20 protein-coding genes, 2 tRNA genes and 1 rRNA gene are annotated in these 24,542 nt (G+C 34.6%); 6 read left to right on the top strand and 17 right to left on the bottom strand.

Annotation, left to right across the window (positions count from 1 at the left end; all coding sequences use genetic code 11):
* Nucleotides 1–57: 57 nt before the first annotated feature.
* The 14 genes from AAGD50_RS01070 to AAGD50_RS01005 all read right to left on the bottom strand — a co-directional run bounded on the left by AAGD50_RS01070 (nt 58) and on the right by AAGD50_RS01005 (nt 15,049).
* A complete protein-coding gene (locus AAGD50_RS01070; RefSeq protein WP_155969133.1) occupies nt 58–2,364 on the bottom strand; it encodes an AAA family ATPase in 2,307 nt (768 codons plus the stop codon).
* 203 nt (nt 2,365–2,567) lie between these two features.
* Entirely contained in the window at nt 2,568–3,776 is a 1,209-nt protein-coding gene (locus AAGD50_RS01065; RefSeq protein WP_174515734.1) for a DEAD/DEAH box helicase, read from the bottom strand.
* Between the two features lie 53 nt (nt 3,777–3,829).
* On the bottom strand, nt 3,830–4,081 hold the full coding sequence (locus tag AAGD50_RS01060; RefSeq protein WP_006279919.1) for a cold-shock protein: 252 nt from the start codon (nt 4,079–4,081) through the stop codon (nt 3,830–3,832).
* Between the two features lie 174 nt (nt 4,082–4,255).
* Nucleotides 4,256–5,590 (bottom strand): TldD/PmbA family protein, encoded by a 1,335-nt coding sequence (locus tag AAGD50_RS01055; protein ID WP_010081974.1) that lies wholly within the window; start codon nt 5,588–5,590, stop codon nt 4,256–4,258.
* 18 nt (nt 5,591–5,608) lie between these two features.
* The gene (gene atpG / locus AAGD50_RS01050) at nt 5,609–6,481 is read right to left on the bottom strand and encodes an ATP synthase F1 subunit gamma (protein ID WP_010081973.1); all 873 of its coding nucleotides are present in this window, start codon (nt 6,479–6,481) and stop codon (nt 5,609–5,611) included.
* 198 nt (nt 6,482–6,679) lie between these two features.
* Nucleotides 6,680–7,900: a heme biosynthesis protein HemY gene (locus tag AAGD50_RS01045; RefSeq protein ID WP_155969131.1), complete on the bottom strand. Its 1,221-nt coding sequence runs from the start codon at nt 7,898–7,900 to the stop codon at nt 6,680–6,682.
* Nucleotides 7,897–8,628, bottom strand: a complete 732-nt coding sequence (locus tag AAGD50_RS01040) for a hypothetical protein (protein ID WP_038250643.1) — start codon at nt 8,626–8,628, stop codon at nt 7,897–7,899. Before AAGD50_RS01040 ends, AAGD50_RS01045 begins: the two co-directional genes overlap by 4 nt.
* Nucleotides 8,621–9,850: a lipoprotein-releasing ABC transporter permease subunit gene (locus AAGD50_RS01035; RefSeq protein WP_155969129.1), complete on the bottom strand. Its 1,230-nt coding sequence runs from the start codon at nt 9,848–9,850 to the stop codon at nt 8,621–8,623. The genes AAGD50_RS01040 and AAGD50_RS01035 overlap by 8 nt, the downstream gene beginning before the upstream one ends.
* 133 nt (nt 9,851–9,983) lie before the next feature.
* The gene (locus AAGD50_RS01030) at nt 9,984–10,127 is read right to left on the bottom strand and encodes a hypothetical protein (protein ID WP_264723810.1); all 144 of its coding nucleotides are present in this window, start codon (nt 10,125–10,127) and stop codon (nt 9,984–9,986) included.
* A gap of 51 nt (nt 10,128–10,178) precedes the next feature.
* Nucleotides 10,179–11,273, bottom strand: coding sequence for a mannose-1-phosphate guanylyltransferase (locus AAGD50_RS01025; RefSeq protein ID WP_264723811.1), 1,095 nt, complete (start codon nt 11,271–11,273; stop codon nt 10,179–10,181).
* A gap of 112 nt (nt 11,274–11,385) precedes the next feature.
* Nucleotides 11,386–12,630, bottom strand: a complete 1,245-nt coding sequence (locus AAGD50_RS01020) for a hypothetical protein (protein ID WP_155969125.1) — start codon at nt 12,628–12,630, stop codon at nt 11,386–11,388.
* 84 nt (nt 12,631–12,714) lie between these two features.
* Complete coding sequence (gene sdhD, locus AAGD50_RS01015; protein ID WP_010963113.1) at nt 12,715–13,071, bottom strand: succinate dehydrogenase, hydrophobic membrane anchor protein; 357 nt, start codon at nt 13,069–13,071, stop codon at nt 12,715–12,717.
* Nucleotides 13,068–13,445 (bottom strand): succinate dehydrogenase, cytochrome b556 subunit, encoded by a 378-nt coding sequence (sdhC, locus tag AAGD50_RS01010; RefSeq protein ID WP_007548462.1) that lies wholly within the window; start codon nt 13,443–13,445, stop codon nt 13,068–13,070. The genes sdhD and sdhC overlap by 4 nt, the downstream gene beginning before the upstream one ends.
* A 99-nt stretch (nt 13,446–13,544) precedes the next feature.
* Nucleotides 13,545–15,049 (bottom strand): 16S ribosomal RNA (locus tag AAGD50_RS01005).
* A gap of 154 nt (nt 15,050–15,203) precedes the next feature.
* Between AAGD50_RS01005 and AAGD50_RS01000 the strand changes: the two genes are divergently transcribed.
* Entirely contained in the window at nt 15,204–15,818 is a 615-nt protein-coding gene (locus tag AAGD50_RS01000; RefSeq protein ID WP_264707467.1) for a hypothetical protein, read from the top strand.
* 982 nt (nt 15,819–16,800) lie between these two features.
* On the opposite strand, the gene AAGD50_RS00995 is transcribed toward AAGD50_RS01000, so the two are convergent.
* From AAGD50_RS00995 to AAGD50_RS00985, 3 genes are all read right to left on the bottom strand, one after another.
* Nucleotides 16,801–17,652 (bottom strand): ParB/RepB/Spo0J family partition protein, encoded by an 852-nt coding sequence (locus tag AAGD50_RS00995; protein ID WP_182321205.1) that lies wholly within the window; start codon nt 17,650–17,652, stop codon nt 16,801–16,803.
* Nucleotides 17,649–18,491: a ParA family protein gene (locus AAGD50_RS00990; RefSeq protein ID WP_006280226.1), complete on the bottom strand. Its 843-nt coding sequence runs from the start codon at nt 18,489–18,491 to the stop codon at nt 17,649–17,651. The genes AAGD50_RS00995 and AAGD50_RS00990 overlap by 4 nt, the downstream gene beginning before the upstream one ends.
* Before the next feature lie 90 nt (nt 18,492–18,581).
* The gene (locus AAGD50_RS00985; protein ID WP_264723815.1) at nt 18,582–21,065 is read right to left on the bottom strand and encodes a response regulator; all 2,484 of its coding nucleotides are present in this window, start codon (nt 21,063–21,065) and stop codon (nt 18,582–18,584) included.
* Nucleotides 21,066–21,225: 160 nt separating this feature from the next.
* Here AAGD50_RS00985 and hemF point away from each other — a divergent pair, with 160 nt between their 5' ends.
* From hemF to AAGD50_RS00960, 5 genes are all read left to right on the top strand, one after another.
* A complete protein-coding gene (gene hemF, locus AAGD50_RS00980; protein ID WP_264707465.1) occupies nt 21,226–22,050 on the top strand; it encodes an oxygen-dependent coproporphyrinogen oxidase in 825 nt (274 codons plus the stop codon).
* A gap of 81 nt (nt 22,051–22,131) precedes the next feature.
* A complete protein-coding gene (locus AAGD50_RS00975) occupies nt 22,132–23,343 on the top strand; it encodes an ankyrin repeat domain-containing protein (RefSeq protein ID WP_264723817.1) in 1,212 nt (403 codons plus the stop codon).
* A 68-nt stretch (nt 23,344–23,411) separates the two neighbouring features.
* Nucleotides 23,412–23,483 (top strand) — tRNA-Glu (locus tag AAGD50_RS00970).
* 28 nt (nt 23,484–23,511) lie between these two features.
* Nucleotides 23,512–24,198, top strand: coding sequence for a 16S rRNA (uracil(1498)-N(3))-methyltransferase (locus tag AAGD50_RS00965; RefSeq protein WP_015589447.1), 687 nt, complete (start codon nt 23,512–23,514; stop codon nt 24,196–24,198).
* Nucleotides 24,199–24,407: 209 nt separating this feature from the next.
* Nucleotides 24,408–24,481 (top strand) — tRNA-Pro (locus tag AAGD50_RS00960).
* Nucleotides 24,482–24,542 lie beyond the last annotated feature (61 nt).

Below are 24,542 nucleotides of genomic sequence, written 5' to 3'. Positions count from 1 at the left end.
ATTCAAATTGAATTTAAGTTATAGATTGTAACAAAGATGAAGTTCAATACAAGGATTTTAAACTATATCAAAAGCAATTTTATTTTCTACTTTATTCATATAGATTCTTAATTTCTTTCCTTTTATTAATTTACGATTCAGTATTTCTTCCGCTAAGTAACTTTTTATCTCTTTTTCAATAAGTCTCTCTATCGGACGTGCTCCCATTTCCTTACTATAACCCATTTGTACAAGATAAGATTTCACTTCATCCTCTACCAAGCAGTTTATGCCTTTTTGCGTCAGCTGCTTTTTCAGTTCCTGAATAAATTTATCTACAATATGCAGAATTATATCCGCATTTAAGTCAGAAAAAGAAATAATCGCATCAAGACGATTACGAAATTCAGGGCTAAAAACCTGTTCTATCGCTTTTTCACTATCACCAGTGTTAAATTTTTTATGCCCAAAGCCAACAAAACTTTTGCTGCGTTCAGCTGCTCCTGCATTAGTTGTCATAATTAAGATTATATTGGAAAAGTTAACTTTACGTCCGTAAGTGTCTGTAACGCAACCATAATCCATAATTTGTAGCAATATATTATAGATATCGCTATGAGCCTTTTCAATTTCGTCAAGCAGCACAACACTATATTGATTATTAGATACAGACTCTGTGAGTAATCCACCCTGATCATAACCTACATATCCAGGAGGAGAACCAATCATCCTTGATATCGTATGAGACTCAATATATTCGGACATATCAAAGCGTATAAGATTCATGCCCATGCTTTCTGCTAATTGTTTTGCTAGCTCGGTTTTACCAACACCGGTTGGCCCTGCAAAAAGATAATTTGCTAAAGGCTTATTGTAATTTCTCAACCCAGATTTAGCAATTTTAATAGAATTAACAAGAGATTCTATTGCCTGCTCTTGGCCAAAAATCACCTTCTCTAGATTAGCTTTTAAAGACTTTACTTTCTGCAAATCATCAGATTCAGATCCGCAAGGCACATTTGTAATTCTAGTAATGGTATTCTTAATATCTCTACTATTTACAATTTTACCCCTGTTTCTTAGCAATTTACAATATGCCCCTGCCTCATCAATAACATCAACCGCTTTATCAGGTAATATTCGCCCAGTAATATACTTATGCGAAAGTTCAGCCGCAGACCTAATGGCATTCTTTGTATAATATACTCCATGATACCCTTCATAGTAGTGCTTTATACCATCTAGTATCTTTATCGTTTCGTTAACAGAAGATTCCTTAACATTAATTTTTTGAAACCTCCTCGCTAATGCTTTATCTTTTTCAAAACTATTGCTGTATTCTCTATATGTAGTTGCACCTATACAACGCAGTGTACCTCTTGCAAGCGCAGGTTTGAGTAGGTTACCTGCATCAAGAAAGCTACCACTTGTAGAACCTGCTCCAATGATAGTGTGTATTTCGTCAATAAAAAGGATAGCACCTGGTTTTGCCTCAATCGCTTTTATTATAGATTTTATTCTCTCTTCAAAATCACCTCTATAGCGTGTCCCTGCAAGGAGTGACCCTAAATCCAAAGCATAAATTATACTGGACCTGAGCGCACTTGGAACACTGTTTTCAATGATTTTGAGTACCAAACCCTCAACTATTGTGGTTTTGCCAACACCTGGATCTCCAACATATAAAGGGTTGTTTTTTCTACGCCTCAATAATATTTCTATAGTGCGATTTAATTCATAATCACGACCAATAACATAATCTATTTTTTTGCTTCTTGCATAGTCATTTAAATTTTTACAATAACTTTGTAGAATTTCCTCATCTTTTAGTAGCTCACCTTTATTTACTGTAGTAGGAGCATCATTATTTTTATCAAGTTTTACTTTATGATTAGTGGTGTATTCATCTATATCGTTAGAGTATTTCATGTTAGATATGTGGTAAATCAAATTGGAATCTTTCGCACTTTGTTTCTGCAATAGATCTTCAACGTATAAATCTTGCCCAGACAAAATTTCTACTAGAACACTTGCTCCATTTATTTCTTTTTTCCCCAAGCTATGAGCCCGTATTATTGCTCTGTGTATTATGCATTGAAACATTGAGCTAGGTTTAACTCCACTGATAATCAATTCAGAACTGCTTTGTAAAAACCCTTTTATATTATTATTATAATCATTAGCCTTAATATTGCATCTTGATAGAATGTTATCCATACTGATGATTTCATCGGCTCTGATATTACATCTTGATAAAACGTAATTTACATCCACGTCTTTAGTTAACGCCAGCAATAAATGTTCTACTTTCGCATATTTAAGATTAAAATTAGAAGCAATGAATAGTGCTCTATTCAAACTTGCCTCTAAGTTTTTGGAAATCATCTCCTATTCTCTTTAAAAGTGGGAACTCATATATAATGAATAGCACACAATTATTAAAAAAATTGAAATCCAGCAGTTCGCTGTAGCCAATTTGAATCCCACTCTGGATCTACGTCATAGCACCGCAATATCTCAGCATAGATTCCGCTAATGAGTAGCGGAATGACGAGTTTTACGCTTATCAAATTGTAGGTAAATCCTATTTAATACGCTTTTTCTAGTACTCTGCTTTTCTTCTTAAATGCATTGATCTTTTTTCTACCGTATTTAGTCTTTAACGTACTTGGCCTTTTAAAGACCTTTTTGCTGTTACGTTTTTTAAATTGCACACTACAATCAAAATTTAGCTCTCCTTCTTTGTCTGCCAGTGCAGGCAGTCTTCTCTTATCTTGAGGTGTAACAAAAGATAGCGCATACCCTTCAGCTCCAGCGCGTGCAGTTCTACCTATACGATGAATATAGTCAGCTTGCGATTGTGGTGCATCATAATTGATAACATGTTGAATGTGGGGAATATCAAGGCCGCGAGAAGCAACATCTGTTGCAACCATGATTTGATTACGGCCACGACGAAAAGAATTAATGACCCTTTCGCGCTTGTGCTGCCTTAAATCACCATGAATTGCTAAAGCGCTATAGTCATCTTTGTGCAATCTGTTAGCTAGCTGATCCGCTCCTCGCTTTGTTTTGACAAAGATAATGATTGATCCTTCGCGCTGACATAGTTGTGTAACAAGCTTTTCATATTTTTCTGATTCTGATGCATAAACAATTTCTTGCTTAATTTTTACAGAAGTTGTAACCTCACAATCAACAGAAATACGTTCTGGTCGATTAAGGTACTTCTCAGCAAGTTTTACTATATCTCCAGGAAGAGTTGCAGAAAACATAAGAGTTTGCCTTATTTTAGGCAAATGCTTCATAATTTCTTCAATCTGAACTCCAAAGCCCATATCAAACATACGATCCGTTTCATCAAGCACAAGAACGCTAACATTGCGAGTAATCAAAGTTTTACGCTCAATATGGTCTATAATACGACCAGGAGTACCTATTACAATTTGTGGTTTTTTCTGAAGCTGATTTAGCTGCCTAAAAATAGGCTCACCACCAATCAACAAAGCGACCCTTAGTGCAGAATTTTGAGATAAGAGTTTTCTTATCTCATTTGTTACCTGATGCGCAAGCTCTCTGGTTGGCACGATGACTAAAGCTGAACCAGTGTTAGGCTCATTCAGCAACTTAGCAACCAACGGAATAGCAAATGCTAAAGTTTTTCCAGTCCCCGTTTGAGCAGATCCGAGAATATCTTTACCTTGTAGCGCTAAGGGAATCGCTTGTATTTGAATCGGAGTTGGGACGAAAAGATTATTTTTATCTAGAGCTTGTCTAAGCGAAGCTGGGAGACCCATCTCATGAAAATTATTCACAATACGTTAATCCTGTTAAAAGACTTCATAATAGATTAATCTTCCAATCTTAAATTTATTGCAGATTTTTTATCTTCTCCGTTTCTACCGCGCTCCTCTTTAACCTCATAACTCACCCTTTCTCCTTTTATTCCCTTCTCTTTATTCTCTCCTTTAAGTGCCTCAGGTCTTATTCCCGAACGTTCCAATGTGCTAATATGTACAAAAACGTCACCCCCTTTACCTTCTGGCTTGATGAAACCATAGCCTTTTTCGGCATTAAACCATTTTACATTACCAAATTCCATTTAAACAACTCCTAAATTATTAACTAACATTACTAATGTGATGAAAAACTTTGAAATTACGATTGAGAATGCTTTAAGCTTAGCTATTGAAACTAAACCTTTATACTCCATAGTCTATTCTTAACATTACATGACAATAATACACAATTGTTGTACTTGATGCAAATAAATTTTTTAATCGTTAAGCGAACCTGCAACCGTCATTTCGCTAACTTTAATCGTTGGTGAATTAAATTGCCCACAAAAAGTTAGATCATCTGCAACGACTAAATTGCTAAACATATCCTTCAAATTGCTAGCAATGGTAATCTCATGTATTGGATACGTTATTTTTCCATTTTCTATAAAAAATCCGGAAGCGCCTTGGCTGTAATCGCCATTGATTAAATTGACACCAAAACCAAATAAATCAGTTACATATATTCCCTCTTTCACTTCCTGAATTAATTCTTCAAACGATACATCACCATTCTCAATGTAGAGGTTACTAGCTGCAGGAATAACTGCAGCATTACTTGCACGAGTTGCACTTCCGGTTGTTTCTGAGTCTAATTTTCTAGCCGAGTATAAGTCTAAAATCCAATTTTGTAATATTCCGTTTTTTACAAATATATTTTTCTTGCTAGTTATCCCTTCTCCATCAAATGGTCTCGATGCTATGCCTCTTGGCAACAATGGATCATCGATAATATTAATTCTATCGTTGAAAATCTGAGCGTTTAAACTACCCCTCAAGAAAGAACTGTTGCTTATAATACTGCTCCCATTTATAGCAGAAGCAAAACTTTTTACTAGCCCTTTTGCTGCTCTTTTTTCAAAAATAACTGGAAATTTACCAGTTTTCATTGTACGTGAATTCAATTGATCAACTGCTCTTTTTGCTGCTTCTTTTCCCATTAACTCTGGCAACTTTAAATCACTAAAATTACATGCTATATCATAATCGTAACCAACCTTCATTTCACTTTCTCTTCCAGCAACAACAGAGACCTGATTAGCAAAGGTTGATTTACTAAACGAGCCAATAAAACCAGAAACAGTCGATAATACTGTATTCACTAAAGCGTATGAAGAAGAGGCTCCTTCAGAATTAGTGATACTCTTATGTGCAAGGGCTGAATTTTCTGCAGCTTCAGCAATTTCTTTTAGGTTATCAACGGTTACAACATTATTATCTGAGATACTTAAATCTGCAGAAGAGATATAATTACTACCATTTACAGCAAAATTAATGCAAGGATCTTCTGGCGCATTCTTTGCCATTTCTACCACTTGGCTTACTGTATCACTCAGATTATTCAAATCGTTTGTAGAAATATACGCAGCTTTGTTTTTACCTGCTATAGCTCTGATTCCTACAGTGCAATTTTTAGATTGTGATATTTGCTCAATTTTTGATAGACGCTGAGAAACTGAAGTCTTATTAGTTTCATATATTGTAACTTCCGCATCTTGATTTTGCTTTTTTATTAGTTTAGTAATATCTGCTGCAATATTTAATATATTCATTTTCTATTCCTTAGATTTCTATAAAGATTCTGCACCACCTATAACTTCAATTAAATCAGTCGTAATCGCTGCTTGACGAGAACGATTATAAAGCAATGCTAATTTGTTCAGTATCTCTTTAGTGTTTCTGTTTGCTGATTCCATAGCAACCATTCTAGCACTATTCTCACTCGTTGCACTTTCAAGTAAAGCAGAGTAAAGAGCAATTACAACGTAATCTTGAACTAAAGATTTTAAAATAAATTCAATATTTTGTGGTTCATACTCATAGCCGTAATCTGTTGTTGGACCAGCCAGAGAGCTATCAATCAAGGATGAGTCTTTACTCCATGGTTTTATTGTTTCCAACATTGGTTTTTGCGTGAAGGTATTATAGAATTTACTATAAAAAACTTTAACTTTATCGTATTTACTTAAATCTATACCATCAACCAAAGCTTCTACGTGCTTTAACGTGATTCCCTTACTATTTTCAATTTTTAAGATACTTTTAGAGTCAAATCTATTTTTACCTACATCAAAAGCTTTTTTACCAAGAAATACAATATCTACTTTTTTGCCATTTGCGATTGACTTATTTACACGCTCTTGACTAAATTTGACAATAGAAGAGTTAAAGTTGCCGCACAAGCCACGATCAGACGCAATAATGAATACTAGGTAAGAACCGTCGTTACTGACATTTAGAATTTTTGCCAGTAATTCTTGATCAACTGATAGCATTAATGAAAAAATAATGTTATGCAGCTTAGATACATATAATTTTGAATTTAATAACTTCTTTTGGCTTTGTAACAACTTTGCTGCAGAAACCATTTGCATTATTTTCGTGGTTTTCTGTACAGACCTAATATTCTTAATTCTTAAGGATAATTCCTTTAAGCTCTTCATTTTGTATACAACCCTGATTTATTAAAATATATAACTGTTAGTGTCTAAAAGCAAGTTTTTTTGACATTAAAACCAAGTCTAGCTAAGAAACTTGCAGGTTTATTGTTTGGAGATAAGGATTATATTAAGAAAGTGCTCTAACTTCAGCAATATCAATGTGAAAGTAGCCTAATGGTAATTTCTACACTTTGTGGAATTTTATAATATATAATAAACACAATTAAAACTATTACAACTTGAACACTTATGATCCCATTGTTCTAGTTCCCTGTTACAATTTTTACATTTCCAGCCTGGATCAGGCAAAGCTTCTGAGTCCATCTTGTTTAGCCAATAAATTACCTTGTCGTGTTCTTGCAATGTAACCTTGAGTTGTATTACAATAAAGTAGATTGACATGTAATTAGCTTTTTTCATAGCAGTGTCTAAATATTGACTTGCAAGATCATATTTACCTGAACTCATTGAGGACAAAGCAAGTAAACAGTAACTAAAATAATAATCAGGGCGTAAGTTGTATAGTCTTTCAGCACCTTTACTATTTAAATTGATGTACATTTTAGCTGACTGAGGAGTAGGATTTACTGTATACTCTGCCTCTAGCACTGCAGAAGCTTTTCTGATTTTTCCAAGTTTAATATATAATTCTGCCTTTAAATAATTGATGGGCTGAAAAATTGCACTATAACGTTGTGCTCTAAATAAAGACTTTATAGCCTCCTTAAAATTTCCTTTACTTTCATATTGCTTTGCTAAAGCGCAATAAAACACTGCAAACATTTCTTTATGATCAAAGGGGAGAAAAATATTGGACTTAACTGCTTCCTTCAACCTCAAAATTGCATTAATCCAATCTTCTTTCAATATGCAATGCTCTATTTGAAAGGGAATAGATAGCATTTTATCGTTAATTGAACTAGAGCAATATTCTATAAATTTTTGAAAGACTACTTTTTCTTGTTTGAGGTGGACAATCAGCTTATTGGCTAGAAGTAGAGCTAAGTTACGATTTTTATTTGCAATATTTGTTAAACCGTTACTGAAAAAGCTGTAATTTCCCGTCTTACCTGAGTTAAAGAGCTTTATTAAAGACAACCTATCGCTCTCCTCACTCAGACTTTTAACTAGCTTTTGGGCATTCTCTATATTGTCTAAGTCTATGCTAAAGAAAGCTTCAAAGAGAAGCAATTCTTCCCTATCCCTTCTTCTATTTCTTATGTTGGCAAATGTTGATGAAATGGAGGAAAAAAAGCGTACAAGTGTAATTAATAAAAATAATAAAACTACACAAGTAAAAATAATGAAATATAGATCAATACTTATAGTGTAATTGCCTAATTCCAATTTTATTACTTCACCACTTACCTTGACCCATATACCAAATAAAAACGAAAAAGCGAAAATTATAAAATAAATCATGAGATATATTGTAATAAGTGATGATATATTGTTGAAATATTCTTAGAAGCTACAATAAAACCATTCAATTTATTCAGCCATGGCTTGAATTCTGAATGCGTTAAATTGCTTACTGTAACAGTTATATTTTGCCAATCATTATCATTTATTGACTCCTCAATTTCTGCGAATTTTACTCTTAATGGATCATTTCGGTCGTCTACCTTTATCCAGTTTGAAATGATTTTTTTAGACAATGTACTTTTGTTGTAATCGATAGTATCAATAGTTTTTTCAAAAGATAACTTCAATTCGTGTAAGGTATTTATCTCTTTCAAATTTTCTAATTCATCTACTGCATTTTCTATCTCTGGATCGTCAAGCTCTGATATCAAAGGCTTTATTGAATTTATATGGTTATCAAATTTTGCTTCTCGCAATAACGAATTCTTCATTTTAACCACAAGTAATAGCAATTTTGCAAGGTTCTTACATCTTGAGTTATTATCACCTTGCTCACATTGAGTATGCTGACTTCTCTTGAGGTCAAATATCTTTTTTTCTATTCTAGATTGATTAACTTCAAGCAACATTCTAAATTCATCCATGTTTTCCGTTAAAGCTTTCACATTGTTTTCACTCTCTTGCTGATTTATTTTTAAAAAGATTATGTTATTTATTGTGATGTAACCGGTAAATAACAATACAATTAAGAACCAACCTATGTACTTTTGCTGAGTATCATTCATAACGTAATATCTCCGCAGGATCTTGTGCAGCTGCCTGTAATGCAGGAGCAATTGTCGCTAAAAATGATAAGAATAATGCAAGTGCAGAAATGTTCACTACATCTTGAGGAACTAATATTACTGGCAAACTTGAAAAAAAGTATATCATAGGATCAAACAGCTTGACATTAGTAATGTTTTCTAAAAACACTCTAATGCTTTCGATATTGAGAGAAAAAACGACACCTATAATACAGCCAAGACAAGTTCCCGTAAAACCGATTAATAGACCACAAGCACAAAATATGCGCATAATGCTTCCACTTGTTGCACCAAATGTACGCATAATTGCAATCGCGGATTTCTTTTCTTGCACTATCATCATTAAATTTGAGATAATATTAAACGCTGCTACAACTATAATCAAAGTAAGAATTAAAAACATCACATTTCTTTCAGTTTTTAAAGCACTAAAATAATGGCTTTGCTGTGATTGCCAACTTTCAGCTTCCATTCCTATTTCTTTTTCTATAGCATCTGCCAGCTTATCAGCTCTAGTAACGTCGTCTACAAGTACTTCTATATTTTTTATGCTATTTTCATAATTAAAAAAGGCTTGTGCTGATTTTAGAGGCATATATATCAAGGTATTATCATACTCAAACATACCCATATCAAATATTGCTATAACTTTATATTTTTTCATTCGTGGCATTTCACCAAGTAATGCATCAAATTCTTCAGATGATATAAACGTAATTTCGTCGCCATAGTCAATGTTCAAAGCTTCTGCCAATCGTGCTCCTATTATTATCCCTTCATCAAATTTTTTTACATCACCTATAATTACATTATTTGTAACGGCAGTACTATCAAGCAAGTCTTTAGTTGACACACCTCGCACTACGCTACCTGCAATTTTACCATTTGCTGCAATAATGACTTGATCATTGGTCATAGGAGTAGCTTTTAATATACCAGGAATTCTCTCAATAGATTTTGAAACTGCGTAGTAATCTGAATTTATGTTCCTATCAAAATAAACGTTAATATGGCCATCAATGCCAAGTATTGAGTCAAGCAACTTTGCTCTGAATCCGTTCATCACAGACATCACCACTATTAGTGTTGCAACCCCAAGGGCAATGCCGATAATAGAGAACAAAGTCATTATAGAGCAAAATCTGGCATTTTTCGCTCGCAAATAGCAAGCAGCCATAGTAATTTCAAAGGCAATGGACATTACAAAATATTTTGAGGTTAGACATTATATTTTTGAAACTTCGTATAATTGTAGACTTTTCTTTATTTGAAAACTAGAGATTTTTGCTTCCTTAAATTTAGCAGACTTATAGAGTATCTTTAACATTAGAATTTCAAAATCTTCCATATACATCATCCAACCTCACTATATCATTATCAGATAAATGCTCTCCTATCTGAAATTCAACTATTTCAAGTGGAAAGCTTGTGCTTCTATTTTCAATCCTATGGGAAACTTCCCTTGGGATTTCTATCATATGGTCTTTTACTATAGCATATTCTTTGTCGTCTAAACTAACATACCCAACTCATGATAGTACCATATGGTATTCATCTCTATAGTGATGGAATTGCTTAGAAGTGCAGCTTAATGGATTTATAAAAAGATATTTTATGAGAAAATTTTCGCTCATTAAAATTATACTACAAAATCCCCATGGTTTAACTTCTTTCCTTATCGCCTTTACTTTCTTAACTTTATGAATAAATGAAATTAGACTTTTGTTTGGTTGCTTACAAGCTCCACCCAATAAATTTTTATTACTTTCTGTCGTTGAAACTGGTTCTTTTTCTCTAATCACATGCTGAAATGGCACCGGTTCTTTACTAAACTTCTCACTCAATTCTAAAACTGAATTCCAAGTTCCAACATCCAACCAATCGAAATTAGCTTCTATCATTGCAACGTTTTTTGCTTTCTCCATCACCAAATAATCAATGGATATGTCTTTAATTCCTGCAAAATCTTGTTGTTTTAAATATAGAAATCTCTCTTGCGGTGTGAAATGTTTAAAACATGAATTGTAAAGATTCAGGGCAGATTTTTTGATCTCATCTATGTAGCGTTTTGCTTTAAACACAAATATTCCAGAGTTCCAATAATGATCGTTACTTAACTTACGCTCGGGTTTTTCTGTAAAATCTTTCACTATATGATATTTTTCTTTCTGATCATAAACTGCATTTATATAACCGTATTCAGAATTGAATTCATTAGGCTTAACCCCAAAAGTGACTATAGAGTTAGTTTCAGAGGCTAACTTAGACGCTTTTTGAGTAGAAGCATAAAAACTATTCAAATCACCTATGAAATGATCTGAAGGCAGAATTAACATTGTCTCGTTTTCATTGCAGAGAAGCGCAGCAATTAATATTGCCGCTGCTGTTCCAATTTTCACTGGTTCGAAAATCACTTTATATTCTTGCAGTGCATGCAATTCCTCCATCACTAATGACTCGTACTGTATATTTGTAGCAATTATGGGCGGCATATAATCGCTTTTCAGCCTCAACAAAGTGTTGTGAAACATAGTGTTCTGACTAAATATTTTCTGAAATTGCTTTGGCTTAGATAAAGGCCAAAGTCTGCTACCACTACCACCACACAATATTACAGGGCGCATTTAGTTAAGATATTAATTAAATAATTAATATCTTATACTGAGGGCAAAATACATGCAAGTTTTTGTTGTGGAATAGTTAATAAAGAAAGTAAATGTTGATTTAAAGTAATTGCTAATGAGAGTGATCATGTGTAGCGCCTTGCCCTTGCTGTGAATTTCTTCTATTTTGTAATTCCTCAACATGACCTTTTCTTTTATCACTTAATATTTCATTACCCTTATTTTGTTCTTCCTCAGGACTCTTTAGTATTTCATTACTCTTGCTAACTTCTTTATCATTCCCTTGTTTCTTTGGCCTTCTAGCGTTAAGCTCATCCCATGTGCCCACTATACTAAGTGGCTTATGATCCTTTTGCCCTGGCTTTAGCCTTTCTCCACCCTTAATAACATTAAAGTCACTTTTTGCTTCTTCCCAACATCCTTTCAATTGGTGTTTCCACATAGTGAAGTAAGCATCACCATATTTTTTCTCATTTGCTACAAACAATAAAATTGGAGCCTTAAGTATGGTAGCTCCCATATCCACTAAATTTTTTACTGCCGCTGCAGGAGTGAATAAAAGATAACCAAAAGACTTTGCAATTGGGTTTTGTTTGCTTATTAAATGCTCCCCTAACTTTATAGGAAGAGAAGTCAACAATTTAGTACAAACTTTAGCCAAGCTTGTAGCAAAAACGATAGGAACAGATATAAGACTTTTATCTAGCTCTAAATTACCATTCTGATCTCTAATTTCTGAAAAATGGGTACTTAGCTTTTTGTAATCACTAGTGTATAATAATTCTCCATTTCTTCCTTTTTCATCAACAACTTCCTGAACTTTACCTTCTTTATTTTTTACCTCTTTAGTTAGCACAGAAGAGTTAGTTAATTCAAACGGATATTGAGGATCTTTAGTTTTTTCAGCTTCAAAAATTGGCACGTGTTTTTTCAAATCCATTCTCGAAAAGCCTAATGGCTCAAAATATGACTTATGCAACTCATTTATCGGAATTTGCTTACCCTGATTGTCTATGTAATTGATAGTAAAATAAGATCTATCATTATCTTTATCTTTGGTAACTAAAGATAATCTGAAACTTGGTTGTTCTCCATTCTCATCTTTTTGACCATACAAAAGTTTATAGGTTGGATTTTTATCTTTATCTAGTATAGCATTTCCATGCATATCCCTGTTTTCTATGATTTTAGCAGACTGTACAATTTGATCATAATTTTTTGGATACTGGCATTTCCTTCCATCATACATCATTACCTTTCTAAGGTCTTCGACGTAAACTTGAGATTCAGGTGAAGTAAGCAGACCTTTTGCTTTAAGTGTAAGATCTATTGCTCCCTTTTTTAATGCTTCAAACATATTGTCAAACCAAAATCGCTATAATGCTATAGTTCAATAATAAAACTAGTACACTAATAATATATTAACACAGCACCGGTGATTTTACAAGAAAATATGCCTGTAGAAGATAAAGATTGTAAAAGCGAGGGTTATATAAGTAATGCTTGATAAGTACTTTATGCATGTAATTGTAAAAATCCTCAAAGGTACGCTGTGTATATAATCTTCGCATACTACCTGCATTCCAAGAACTGCGTGCCAAAAAATGCAAAACAACAATACAACAAAAAATAAAAGCTCTAGAGGGTGATTAATAAATTTTTCACTAAAAGACAAAGAGCTATCAGTATAAAATGTGCAAGAAAATGAATAGATAAACCAAGGAAACAGGAACAGTAAAATTACCGCAGAAACACGCTGAACCCACCAATGATGTACTGAATTTCCAGACTGACTCATATAAACATAAATAAAAAAGCCATAGTAGAAAGAAGTAGCGTTACTGTCAGCAGTATAGCACTCCTTGAAACGCCAGTAATTTCTAAATTAAGCCCAGCATCCCACAATAAATGACGAATACCATTAAGAAAATGATATACAAAACTTATAAAACATAAGACATAAGCTAATTTAGCAACAGGAGTGAATAATAATGCATTTAAGTACCTTACTATAAGTAACTCAGGAAAGTAAACATGTAATATGAAATACCAAGAAAGTATCATTAATAAAAGGAATAGCAAGATACCAGTCAATCTATGCATAATAGAGAAAAAACTAGTAACTTGTACTTTATATATTTGTAAATGTGGAGAAAGAGGTCTATCACTCATAAAATCCGTTATCGGGAAATTAAAATAAAGTAGAAGTAAAGACAGCAGTATAGCACATAACAACACCATCATTAAAAATGGTAAATTATGTGCAAAGCCTAAGGAGGTAATCCAGCTGCAGATTCCCCTACTGCTACCTTGTTACGACTTCACCCCAGTCACCGATCCCACTTTAAATAACTCCCTCCTTGCGGTTAGGTCGTTAGCTTCGAGTGAAACCAATTCCCATGGCGTGACGGGCAGTGTGTACAAGACCCGAGAACGTATTCACCGTGGCGTGCTGATCCACGATTACTAGCGATTCCAACTTCATGCACTCGAGTTGCAGAGTACAATCCGAACTGAGATGGCTTTTAAGGGATTAGCTTAGCCTCGCGACTTTGCAGCCCATTGTAGCCACCATTGTAGCACGTGTGTAGCCCACTCCATAAGGGCCATGATGACTTGACATCATCCCCACCTTCCTCCAGTTTATCACTGGCAGTTTCCTTAAAGTCCCCAGCATTACCTGATGGTAACTAAGGATGAGGGTTGCGCTCGTTGCGGGACTTAACCCAACATCTCACGACACGAGCTGACGACAGCCATGCAACACCTGTGTGAAACCCGGCCGAACCGACCCTATCCCTTCGAATAGGTATAATTTCCATGTCAAGGAGTGGTAAGGTTTTTCGCGTTGCATCGAATTAAACCACATGCTCCACCGCTTGTGCGGGTCCCCGTCAATTCCTTTGAGTTTTAATCTTGCGACCGTAGTCCCCAGGCGGAATGTTTAACGCGTTAGCTGTAATACAGAAAGTAAAACTTCCCATATTTAACATTCATCGTTTACAGCGTGGACTACCAGGGTATCTAATCCTGTTTGCTCCCCACGCCTTCGCGCCTCAGCGTCAGATTTGAACCAGATAGACGCCTTCGCCACTGGTGTTCCTCCTAATATTTACGAATTTCACCTCTACACTAGGAATTCCTCTATCCTCTTTCAATCTCTAGATTAGCAGTTTTAAAAGCAATTCCAAGGTTGAGCCTTGGGATTTCACTTTTAACTTACTAATCCGCCTACGCGCCCTTTACGCCCAATAATTCCGAATAACGCTAGCCCTCTCCGTATTACCGCGGCTGCTGGCACGGAGTTAGCCAGGACTTCTTCTGTGAGTACCGTCATTATCTTCCTCACTAAAAGAGCTTTACAACCCAAAGGCCTTCTTCACTCATGCGGCATGGCTGGATCAGGCTTTCGCCCATTGTCCAATATTCCCCACTGCTGCCTCCCGTAGGAGTCTGGACCGTATCTCAGTTCCAGTGTGGCTGATCATCCTCTCAGATCAGCTATAGATCATTGCCTTGGTAGGCTATTACTCCACCAACTAGCTAATCTAATATAGGCTCATCTAATAGCAATAAATTTTTCCCCCGTAGGGCGTATACGGTATTAGTTGCCGTTTCCAACAATTATTCCGTACTACTAGGTAGATTCCTATACATTACTCACCCGTCTGCCACTAAGTTATACTATAGCAAGCTACAATATAACTCCGTTCGACTTGCATGTGTTAGGCCTGCCGCCAGCGTTCATTCTGAGCCAGGATCAAACTCTCAAATTTAGACTTCAACCTATAAAAGGTTGAGGGTACATCGGATAAATCCGACAAAAAAATAATTTAGCTTAATACTGCTGTCTTTATTTCTACTTTAGAAATATTTTAATCTCCAACTATTCAAACAACTTTGAGAATATTATTATGTGATATAATCACTATGTCAATATGTTTTTGCAAATCAAAAGCATTAATGTATAAATATATAACTATTTGGAATATTACCATGAAAAAATACATCTTTCTGCTTGCACTCGCGCCAATGTTAGTTGGCATCACATTATACTTATTGCGCAACATTGATAACACAAAACAATCTATAACTGCAGGTGACAAGTTTTACGAAGTATTATTCTTAAAAAAAGATAATAAGCCGCTGCTAGAAGAAATAGATTCAAATTGGGAGTATTTAGCAAATTTTGAACGCGCATTCAATCATATCTCAGATTCAATGCCAACAGACACAGCATCTATTTATAATGATTTGGCAGATGATAAAGATGCTCCTGATGTTTTTCGTGAGTTAGCACAATATTTAGAAGTAATGAGCTTACTTCACTCCAACGGTGAAAAAATAAATAAAGACAAAATTGATAATTTAGAATCAAGCACAGTATACCCTTATTCAAGCCAAGAAGCCATCGCTATAGTAAAGATACACAATAACGACGTTAAGGGTGCAACTGAAATATTACGTTCCCTATTAAATGATAGAAAATGCCCTATCCTAATCAAAGCTAATGCACAAGAATTACTCAGGATATATGGGAGTTAACTCATTAGACTTTTTACATAGCTTTTGGCAGCGCATTGGATGAAACGAAAAACTTCCTTGACAAGCCTCGCCAGCTCCCTTATCATGATAGTGAAGCTATTGTATTTGCTTTCGCCAATCTGCAGATTAAAAGGTAAGGATTACTTAATGTATCGGCGTCTTATGTTCAATTTTTTGCAGTATATAGATACTGTATGTCTTTACAAAACTTCATCTACATCTAGATTTTTATCTAAATAAGCTGAACGCGCTTATAAAGCGTTACAAGACATCAAAAAATGCCAATACTCGACAGAGATAGTAAAAGACTAGCTAACTCGGGGATTCTTTGTCTTTTTTTCTGCTTAGTAAATTTCTTAAACATTTGCAGCGTAAGTTAGTTGCAATTAAAAGCAGCTGAATTTCGCTTGTCAAGCGTTTAAAACATAAAAAACGCCAATATTTTAAAGCGGATAATAACCACGGGGCTTCTTTTGCCTTTTTTTTCATTTGGTAAATTTCTTAATATTTATGGCTAAACGACAATCGTCATCCCGCTACTTGTTAGCGGGATCTAGAGATACCGCGGATGAATCGCGGTATGACGTGTTGAAACAATCCGATAAGCGTAAACCTCGTCATCCCGCTGCTTGTTAGCGGGATCTAGAGATACCGCGAATGAATCGCGGTATGAGGGACTGCTGTTATTCCAGTGCTCCTTTTTTTGTCATCCGAGTAGCTGACACTGGGATCTATTTTGCATGTAACTCCAATTGTGTTTTGGCATAAAACGCGACGCGTATTAGACTTATTTGCAAGCAAAGCTTGCTAGATCCCAGTGTCAAGCACTGGGATGACAGGAGAAGGCACTGGGATGACAGGGGAGGGAGGCTACTTGCATGACACCGAAGGGGCTACTGCCCTCTTGGATGGAAACCAGTGTCAGCTACTTTCATGACACCAACAGTTGATATTGGTTTGTTGCTTTACTGGCAGCTACTAGCTATGCCTCAAGTTTCCTATTCAAAACTTTCAATATTAGATCCAATTCATTTGAATTATTATACCGTATCATAACTTTACCCTTAGAATTGTTGTCATTAATTTTGATCTTTAAACCAAGTTGAGAAGATATAGCGCCTTCTATTACCGTCATATCTTGATTTCTAGTATATTTCTGCTCTTTTTGGTTGTTGCCTTGATGCAAATCTTTTATCAATTTTTCAGTTTGTCTAACGCTTAAGCCTTGAGAAACTATTCTTTCTGCAATACCTTCAGCATTTTCAACATTAATCAACGCTCTTGCATGACCCATAGATAGTTTTTTTTCGTTGATCATTGTTTTCACCCTACAGGGAAGTGACAACATCCGAATCATATTGGTTATGTGGCTGCGGCTTTTGCCTATAGCTGAAGCTAATTCCTCATGTGTATAGAAAAACTCATCTATCAGTTTCTTATACGCTTCACCTTCTTCTATTGGATTAATATCTTGTCTTTGTATGTTTTCAATTATGGATACTTCCAAGCATTCCTTGTCGCTCAGATCTTTTATGATAACCGGTGCACTATTAAGATTTGCAATCTTGCTTGCTCGCCAACGACGTTCCCCGGCTATTATTTCATAACCGTCATCATTTGAATCTTTGCGTACCACGATAGGCTGTATAATGCCACTTTTCTTTATCGAATTTGCAAGTTCTCTTAATGACTCCTCGTCAAAATGTTTCCTCGGTTGAAATTTGCTTGGGTGCAGTAATGAAATAGGCAAATGCTCTTGTCGATCTTCTTTATTATCATAATTATCGCCTATGAGGCCGGCAAGACCTCTGCCGAGGCGTCTATCATCCTTCATACTACGCCCTCGCTTACTAGTTTCTTCTCCTTACAACTGCTCGCGTGCTTTTTTAAAATTTCCCTTGCCAAACTTATATATGCTTGTGCACCAGGACACTTAAGATCATACACAATAGCAGGTTTTCCATGAGAAGGCGCTTCTGATAACCGTACGTTACGTGGAATAACAGTCTCATACAATGGGATGATAGTTTTGTATACTTTATCATTTAAATACTGGCAAATATCGTTTTTAATCTGTTCACTGAGTTTGTTACGCCTGTCATACATTGTTAACACTATCCCTTCTATTGCCAAAAAAGGGTTTAGGTTATTCCTTTTTATCAGCTCTACAGTTTTAACTAAATGGCTTAATCCTTCCAGAGCAAAAAATTCACACTGAAGAGGGACAATAATAGAATTAGCAGCAGTCAAAGCATTTATGGTTAGAAGCCCAAGTGATGGAGGGCAATCGATGATTATATACTCATAATTATCGCGTATCTTCTCTAATGCGCTTTTTAGCACAAATTTTCCTCGCTCAAGTTGCGATAATTCAATTTCTGCAGCTGATAAATCAACTACTGACGAAATTAGTGATAAATTTGGAATTTCCTTTATATTGAAAATTGCCGATTCTATCAATTTATTTTCGCTGCTTAGTAGTATTTTGTATATATTTTTTTCTTCCCTACTACGATAAGAAATCCCGAGCCCGGTGCTAGCATTTCCTTGAGGATCAAGATCTACCAATAAAGTGCTTTTTCCCACAGCAGCAAAGGCTGTCGATAAATTTATACTAGTTGTGGTTTTGCCAACTCCACCCTTTTGATTTACTATTGCAATAATCTTGCTCACGCCTTTTATCTTATGTATAAAATAATTCTATTGTATATATGCAAGAAACTTTTGCATTAGAAAATTTTTTTGTTGTTAACCACACTAAAATTAGACTGTCTTTTTTGCTTTGTGTAACACACTTTGAACCTTGTTTCCTAATTCATTCAGAGTGAATGGTTTTGGCAAAAAGTGAAAATCTTCTATATTGATGTCATCACTCTTTAAAAAAGCATCTTCTGCATACCCAGAAATAAAAATAACGTTGATATTTGGCCTATGGATCAATGCTTCTTTAACTATTTCTGGGCCGCTCACCTCTGGCATGATTACATCAGTGATTATAAGATCTATGTGTTGACTTTTTTTACTGATTATTTCTAGCGCCTCGCTGCCTATGCTTGCTTCTATTACATCAAATCCTTTCCTTTTTAGTGCTTTAGCAATGAATTCCCTTACTGAATCTTCATCTTCAATCAATAAAATTATACCATTACCTTTAATTTCACTTACTACCGGTCTTTCTATTTCTTCACTATCTTCCTCTCTCAGATTTTCATCTGATATGTAAACCATGGGCAAAAATATGCTAAATTTAGTTCCATGATTTACTTTGCTAGCAACATAGATGTATCCTTCAGTTTGTTTAATAATGCCATATACAGTAGAGAGGCCAAGACCTGTACCAGAGGTAATATCTTTGGTAGAAAAAAATGGGTCAAATACCTTTCCAATTGTATCACTTGTCATTCCACATCCAGTATCAATTACTTCAATCACAACATAATTTCCATGTTCGATCGTTTCCTTGTCTGGAGAAAACATATCCTGAGATGTAGAATTTAATGAGTCAATCTTTTGATTAAAGGTTCGTATAGTTAATTCCCCGCCCTTTTCCATAGCAGCACTAGCATTGACTGCTAAGTTAAGTATAACTTGCTCTAATTGCCCTTGATCAGCCCTAACAGCACCCAAGTCTCTACCATAATAAATGTTAAATTTTATATTTTCACCTATTAATCTTTTTATCATTTCATAAAGATTAGCTATAGTTCTATTTACATCAATAATTTTTGGCTGCAAGGTCTGTCTTCTTGAAAAAGCAAGCAATTGTCTTACTAAATTTGATCCACGCTTTGCATTTTGCTGTATCTGTATTATATCTCCAAAAGATCGATCACCAGCTGAATGCTGGAGTAAAAGCAAATCGCAAAATCCTATTATCCCAGTCAATATATTGTTGAAATCATGCGCAATACCACCTGCTAACTGCCCTATAGCTTGCATCTTTTGATAATGCTCAAGCTTTATCTCTAGGTTTTTGTGTTCAGTATTGTCAATAAAATAACAAAGTATGAAGATCATTTTATTATGAAGAAACTTATTGAAATATATTTTTATGTTATTACCGCCGTTGAGCTGTACATCAAAAGACGCATTATTTATTCTATTACTCGAAAAATATTCACGTATTTTCACATGATAACTATCCAATATCAACGTAAAGATTGAATTATTATCTGACCCTGCAAGCTTTATTAGTGCCGTATTTTTCTTTACAAAGTTGCCGTTTATGTCACATTGTGCAATAGCAATTGATGAATTTGCAAAACAAGGGTGTAATTGATAATCAACAATATTTGATTCGGTTGGTGTTATAAAGCCATATATATAGCTATGGTTGTATTTATCACAAAATATAGCAGTGCTCATATAAGCCTTGAATGGAATACCACTTATAGTAAAAAACAAAATTTCATTATCGGTTGTTGTATTGTTATATTTAGATTGAGATATAAAATCACTGATTGAGCTACCTTTTTCCAGTTTTTTTAGTTCAAATATGTCTAAAAATCTTTTATTTACAGATAAAATCACCCCTTTGGCATTTGCAATGTAAGTTCCTATGCTGTGTTTTTCTATTAACTCTTCATATATCTGCTCCTTGTTTATCTGTGTTGCTTTTAATACAAAATACCCATCTGGCCTTGCTATTGGCACTAATGATAAATTTAAAATCTTATTACTATTTATAGCAATTTGGGGATTATCTGGTATCGGCTCAAAGAGCAAAAGAAAGTTAGATACTCTATTCTTCTTGTTTAAGGAAATGCATACCTGTACAGAAGAGTTATTTTTTAGTGCATGATAGAGTACTTTTTTGTCTGCTTCTGAAACATCTCCTATTTCAAGAATCTTGCCTAACGTAATGTCATTATCTATTATATGATCTTTAAACCTTTCGTAGAACCTTGCATCAGCATAAATAACACCCTCATCTTTATGTAAAATAAGGCAAAATTCTGTATTATGATTTAGTGCATTTGCAAATATTGCATTTTGAAATTCTATAGTATTGAGTAGGTATCTGTAGCGTTTTACATTATATATCATAAAGAGAGTTGTTAGAATGCTAACTAATAAATTAATCTCTATATTAATATGCTGACTATATATATCAAAAAAGTAGAGTATCGATATTGCTACTGAAGGTAAGAGCATAATAACTGCCATCACAACAATTGACATTCCATAATTTCTTAGTATGAAGTCAACCCTGTTCTCTTTTTTGTTATCTATGTATCTTTTATTCATTATTGTTACTTGGCATTGTTGTACATACGAAAATGTTCTATTATATTGATTTAATTATTATAGATTTATTAACGTCTTTGATAGATAATTACCATCCAAATCTAATTAAGTTCCTTAAGTATCAGATATAACAATGTTAATAAGCTAGTAAGAGGATATTATGGAAAAACAAAAAACACAAGCACTTAAATGGTTCTGTGCACTAAGAGATAAGATCATAGAATCTTTCTTATCAATTGAAAAACAATCATCCGCAGAACCAAAGATCGAAAAGAGAAAGTGGGATCGCCCAGGTGGTGGAGGTGGTGAATCTACAATTATTTTTGGTAATGTTTTTGAAAAAGTTGGAGTAAACGTTTCAAAAGTACACGGAAAATTTGCAGATTCAGCCATTAATGAGATTCCTGGTGCAAGTGAAAGTAACGGAGAGTTTTGGGCAAGCGGTATATCTTTAGTGTCTCATATGCAATCGCCCCTTATCCCTGCAGCACATATGAACACAAGGCTGATATATACTTCAAAACAATGGTTTGGTGGAGGAATGGATTTTACGCCAATATATAAAAATGAAGAAGATTGCAAGTATATCCATGAATCAATCAAAATGACATGTGATAGATTTGACACCGGATATTATCCAAAATTTAAAGAGCAATGTGACAATTATTTTTTCTTACAACACAGAAAAGAGCCACGTGGTATTGGTGGCATTTTCTATGATAATCTGAGTTCTGGCAACTGGGAAAACGATTTTGAGTTCACAAAAGCAGTAGGTGAAGCCTTTTTGGAAATTTATTCGCACGTCATACGTAAACATATGCAAAAATCTTGGACAAAAGAACAACGAGAAAATCAATTAATAAAACGTGGCAGATATGTAGAATTCAATCTGTTATACGATCGTGGCACAAGGTTTGGTTTAATGACTGACGGCAATCCAGATGCAATTATGATGTCAATGCCACCACTTGTTAAGTGGTTATAGAGAGCTGCTATTAGTAGAAAATAAATCATCATAGTTTAAAATTGTACCATGGTAGTGAGCTTTTATATAGGGGGTATAATCATGGGCATAATAGATAATTTTTTAATTAAATCTGTCAAAAACAATGACATAAAAGGTGTTAAACTGACTCTAATTCTCTATGATGCATTAAATAGTTTTAGAAAATTCTTTTCAAAGACTATGTCTTTCAAGAATACAGGATCATTTGATATAAATAATAATCAAGCTTTAAATCAGGCTTTAGGACATGCTACAGATCACAAAATAATGGAATTGCTGATTAATCGTGGAGCTGATATCCACTCAATAGATGAGAATGGAAAGAATGTTATAATTCGTGTTATTGAGAGTTTAGCAGAATCAAAAAATCTAAAATTGGATAGTGAGAAAAACTTACCAGCAGAGATAATTCTTCACCCCACAGTTTCCTTTTTACTAGGAAAAGGCGCAGAGTATTATTCTACAGATGATTTGAATGTTGAAGCTATACAACAAAAACCTCCTAGAACCTCTGAATATGAGCCAATAACTATGTACGCTGAGGTGAACAACAATGTAATACCACCTCAAAAACCTCCTAGAACTTTTGAGTATAAGCCAAAGAGCACTAATTATGATGCTTTGCCTTCAAAAGAGCCAATTTACGCTGAGGTGTATGATGCTAAGGTTAGTAACTCATTAGGGGAGAATGGTTATTTGAGTGTATCAGAAGAATCTATTTATGCTGAAATATATGATTCACATAAAAAATCCACTGAAAATTTATCATTGGAAGATAGTGGTTATTTGAGTATATCAGAAGAACCTATTTATTGCACTATAGATGATCTTTCAGAACAAAAAAAGCCTGCTAGCCTAAAACAGAAAGAGCCAGAACAGTCGTCAGAACCTATTTATGCTAGGGTAGATTTGTCCAAGAAAAGAGCAGAAAGAAAAGCAAAAGACATAAAAGCTAATTCTGGAACTTGCCATGGGTTAGTGCAAGATAAAGTGAATGATTGGCAAGTGAAGCTAAATGAGCTAAGTGCTAATAAGTCGATAAGTCAGCAACAGACTAATGATCAAAAAATTAAGACCAAGGCTGGCTTTAGTGTAGAAGAAATAAGGCAGAAATATGAGCGTAGAGATTCTGGCTACGATTCTGGCTATGATTCCGATACAAAAGTTGAACAACAATTAGAATTAGCTCCTAAATCTGAGATAGGTTCAGTGAGTATTGAGCATGGAGTAATAGGAGGCTGTCGATATAAGATTACTGATATATCCCTCTAACTATGTGATTCAAAATAATTGAATTGACTTTATATATGTAATCGATATAACCTAGTTAGATTCAAGTTGACTCTTTCGTCTAGTGGTTAGGACACCACCCTTTCACGGTGGTAACACGGGTTCAAATCCCGTAAGAGTCACTCAAATAGAATATAATTAAAGTTTTAAATGGGAAAAATTAGGCTTTATGTTGAAGAAGCTTTATCACAAGGCGTGAGTTTAGCACTTAATCCACAACAAAGTCACTATATTTGCAATGTAATGCGGCTTAAGAAGTATGATAATCTCTCTCTTTTTAATGGAAAAGATGGAGAATGGTTAGGAGAAGTAGTTAATATATCGCGTAAATTGACAAAAATTACACTCAAAGAATGTGCCAAACAACAGCAATATGAGGAAAATTTATACCTGTATTGTGCCATGGTAAAAAGTGCTGCTTTGAACAACATAGTAAGACAGGCAACTGAAATGGGAATAACTTGCATTCAATTTATTTCAACGGAACGTACAGTAGTAAAAAACATTAACCTAAGTAGAGCAAAATTACAAGCAATCGAAGCAGCGGAACAATCCGGTAGGATGAGTATACCAGAGATTTTGCCTCCTATTAACTTTTGCGAATTACCTGATTCCCAGAGTAAAAATTTTGTTTTATGTGATGAAACAGGTAAAGCTGATAAAGTGCTGAAAGGTAAGAAAAATGTTGCTATTATTGTTGGCCCTGAAGGTGGTTTTTCATCTTATGAACTTGATCTTGCCGATAAGTTTTGTCAAAAATTGAGTCTAGGAAAAAGAATTTTAAGAGTCGATACCGCTGTGGTTGCTGCACTAACTTTCACCAATTGGTGTAGCTAGATTTTTAAATATGGCTAAGATAAAGAAATCTGGTTCAGTGTTGCGCGCACAAAAACCCTGTAGACTTTCTACGAAGCAGTCTGTTGTTAAAGAGGAGCTAATAAAAAACATATTCTAAGATAATATTAAATCTCATATTATATTTTTTCTAAAGTAAACAAATGAATCTTGCATTTTGCCTGAGTTATTGATACTCTGAGTAAAGAAGTCGGGGCGTAGCGCAGCCTGGTAGCGCATTTGGTTTGGGACCAAAGGGTCGGGAGTTCAAATCTCTCCGCCCCGATGTTAGTATAATTGTAAGAACGCTGTAACATAAGAGTAATCTCCATCAGTAAGCAAGTAGC

Source organism: Wolbachia endosymbiont (group A) of Apotomis capreana (assembly GCF_964027025.1).
In the GTDB taxonomy this organism is placed as follows: domain Bacteria; phylum Pseudomonadota; class Alphaproteobacteria; order Rickettsiales; family Anaplasmataceae; genus Wolbachia; species Wolbachia pipientis.
Note: the sequence above shows the minus strand (reverse complement) of the source record. Positions and strands in the feature narration are given on the sequence as shown.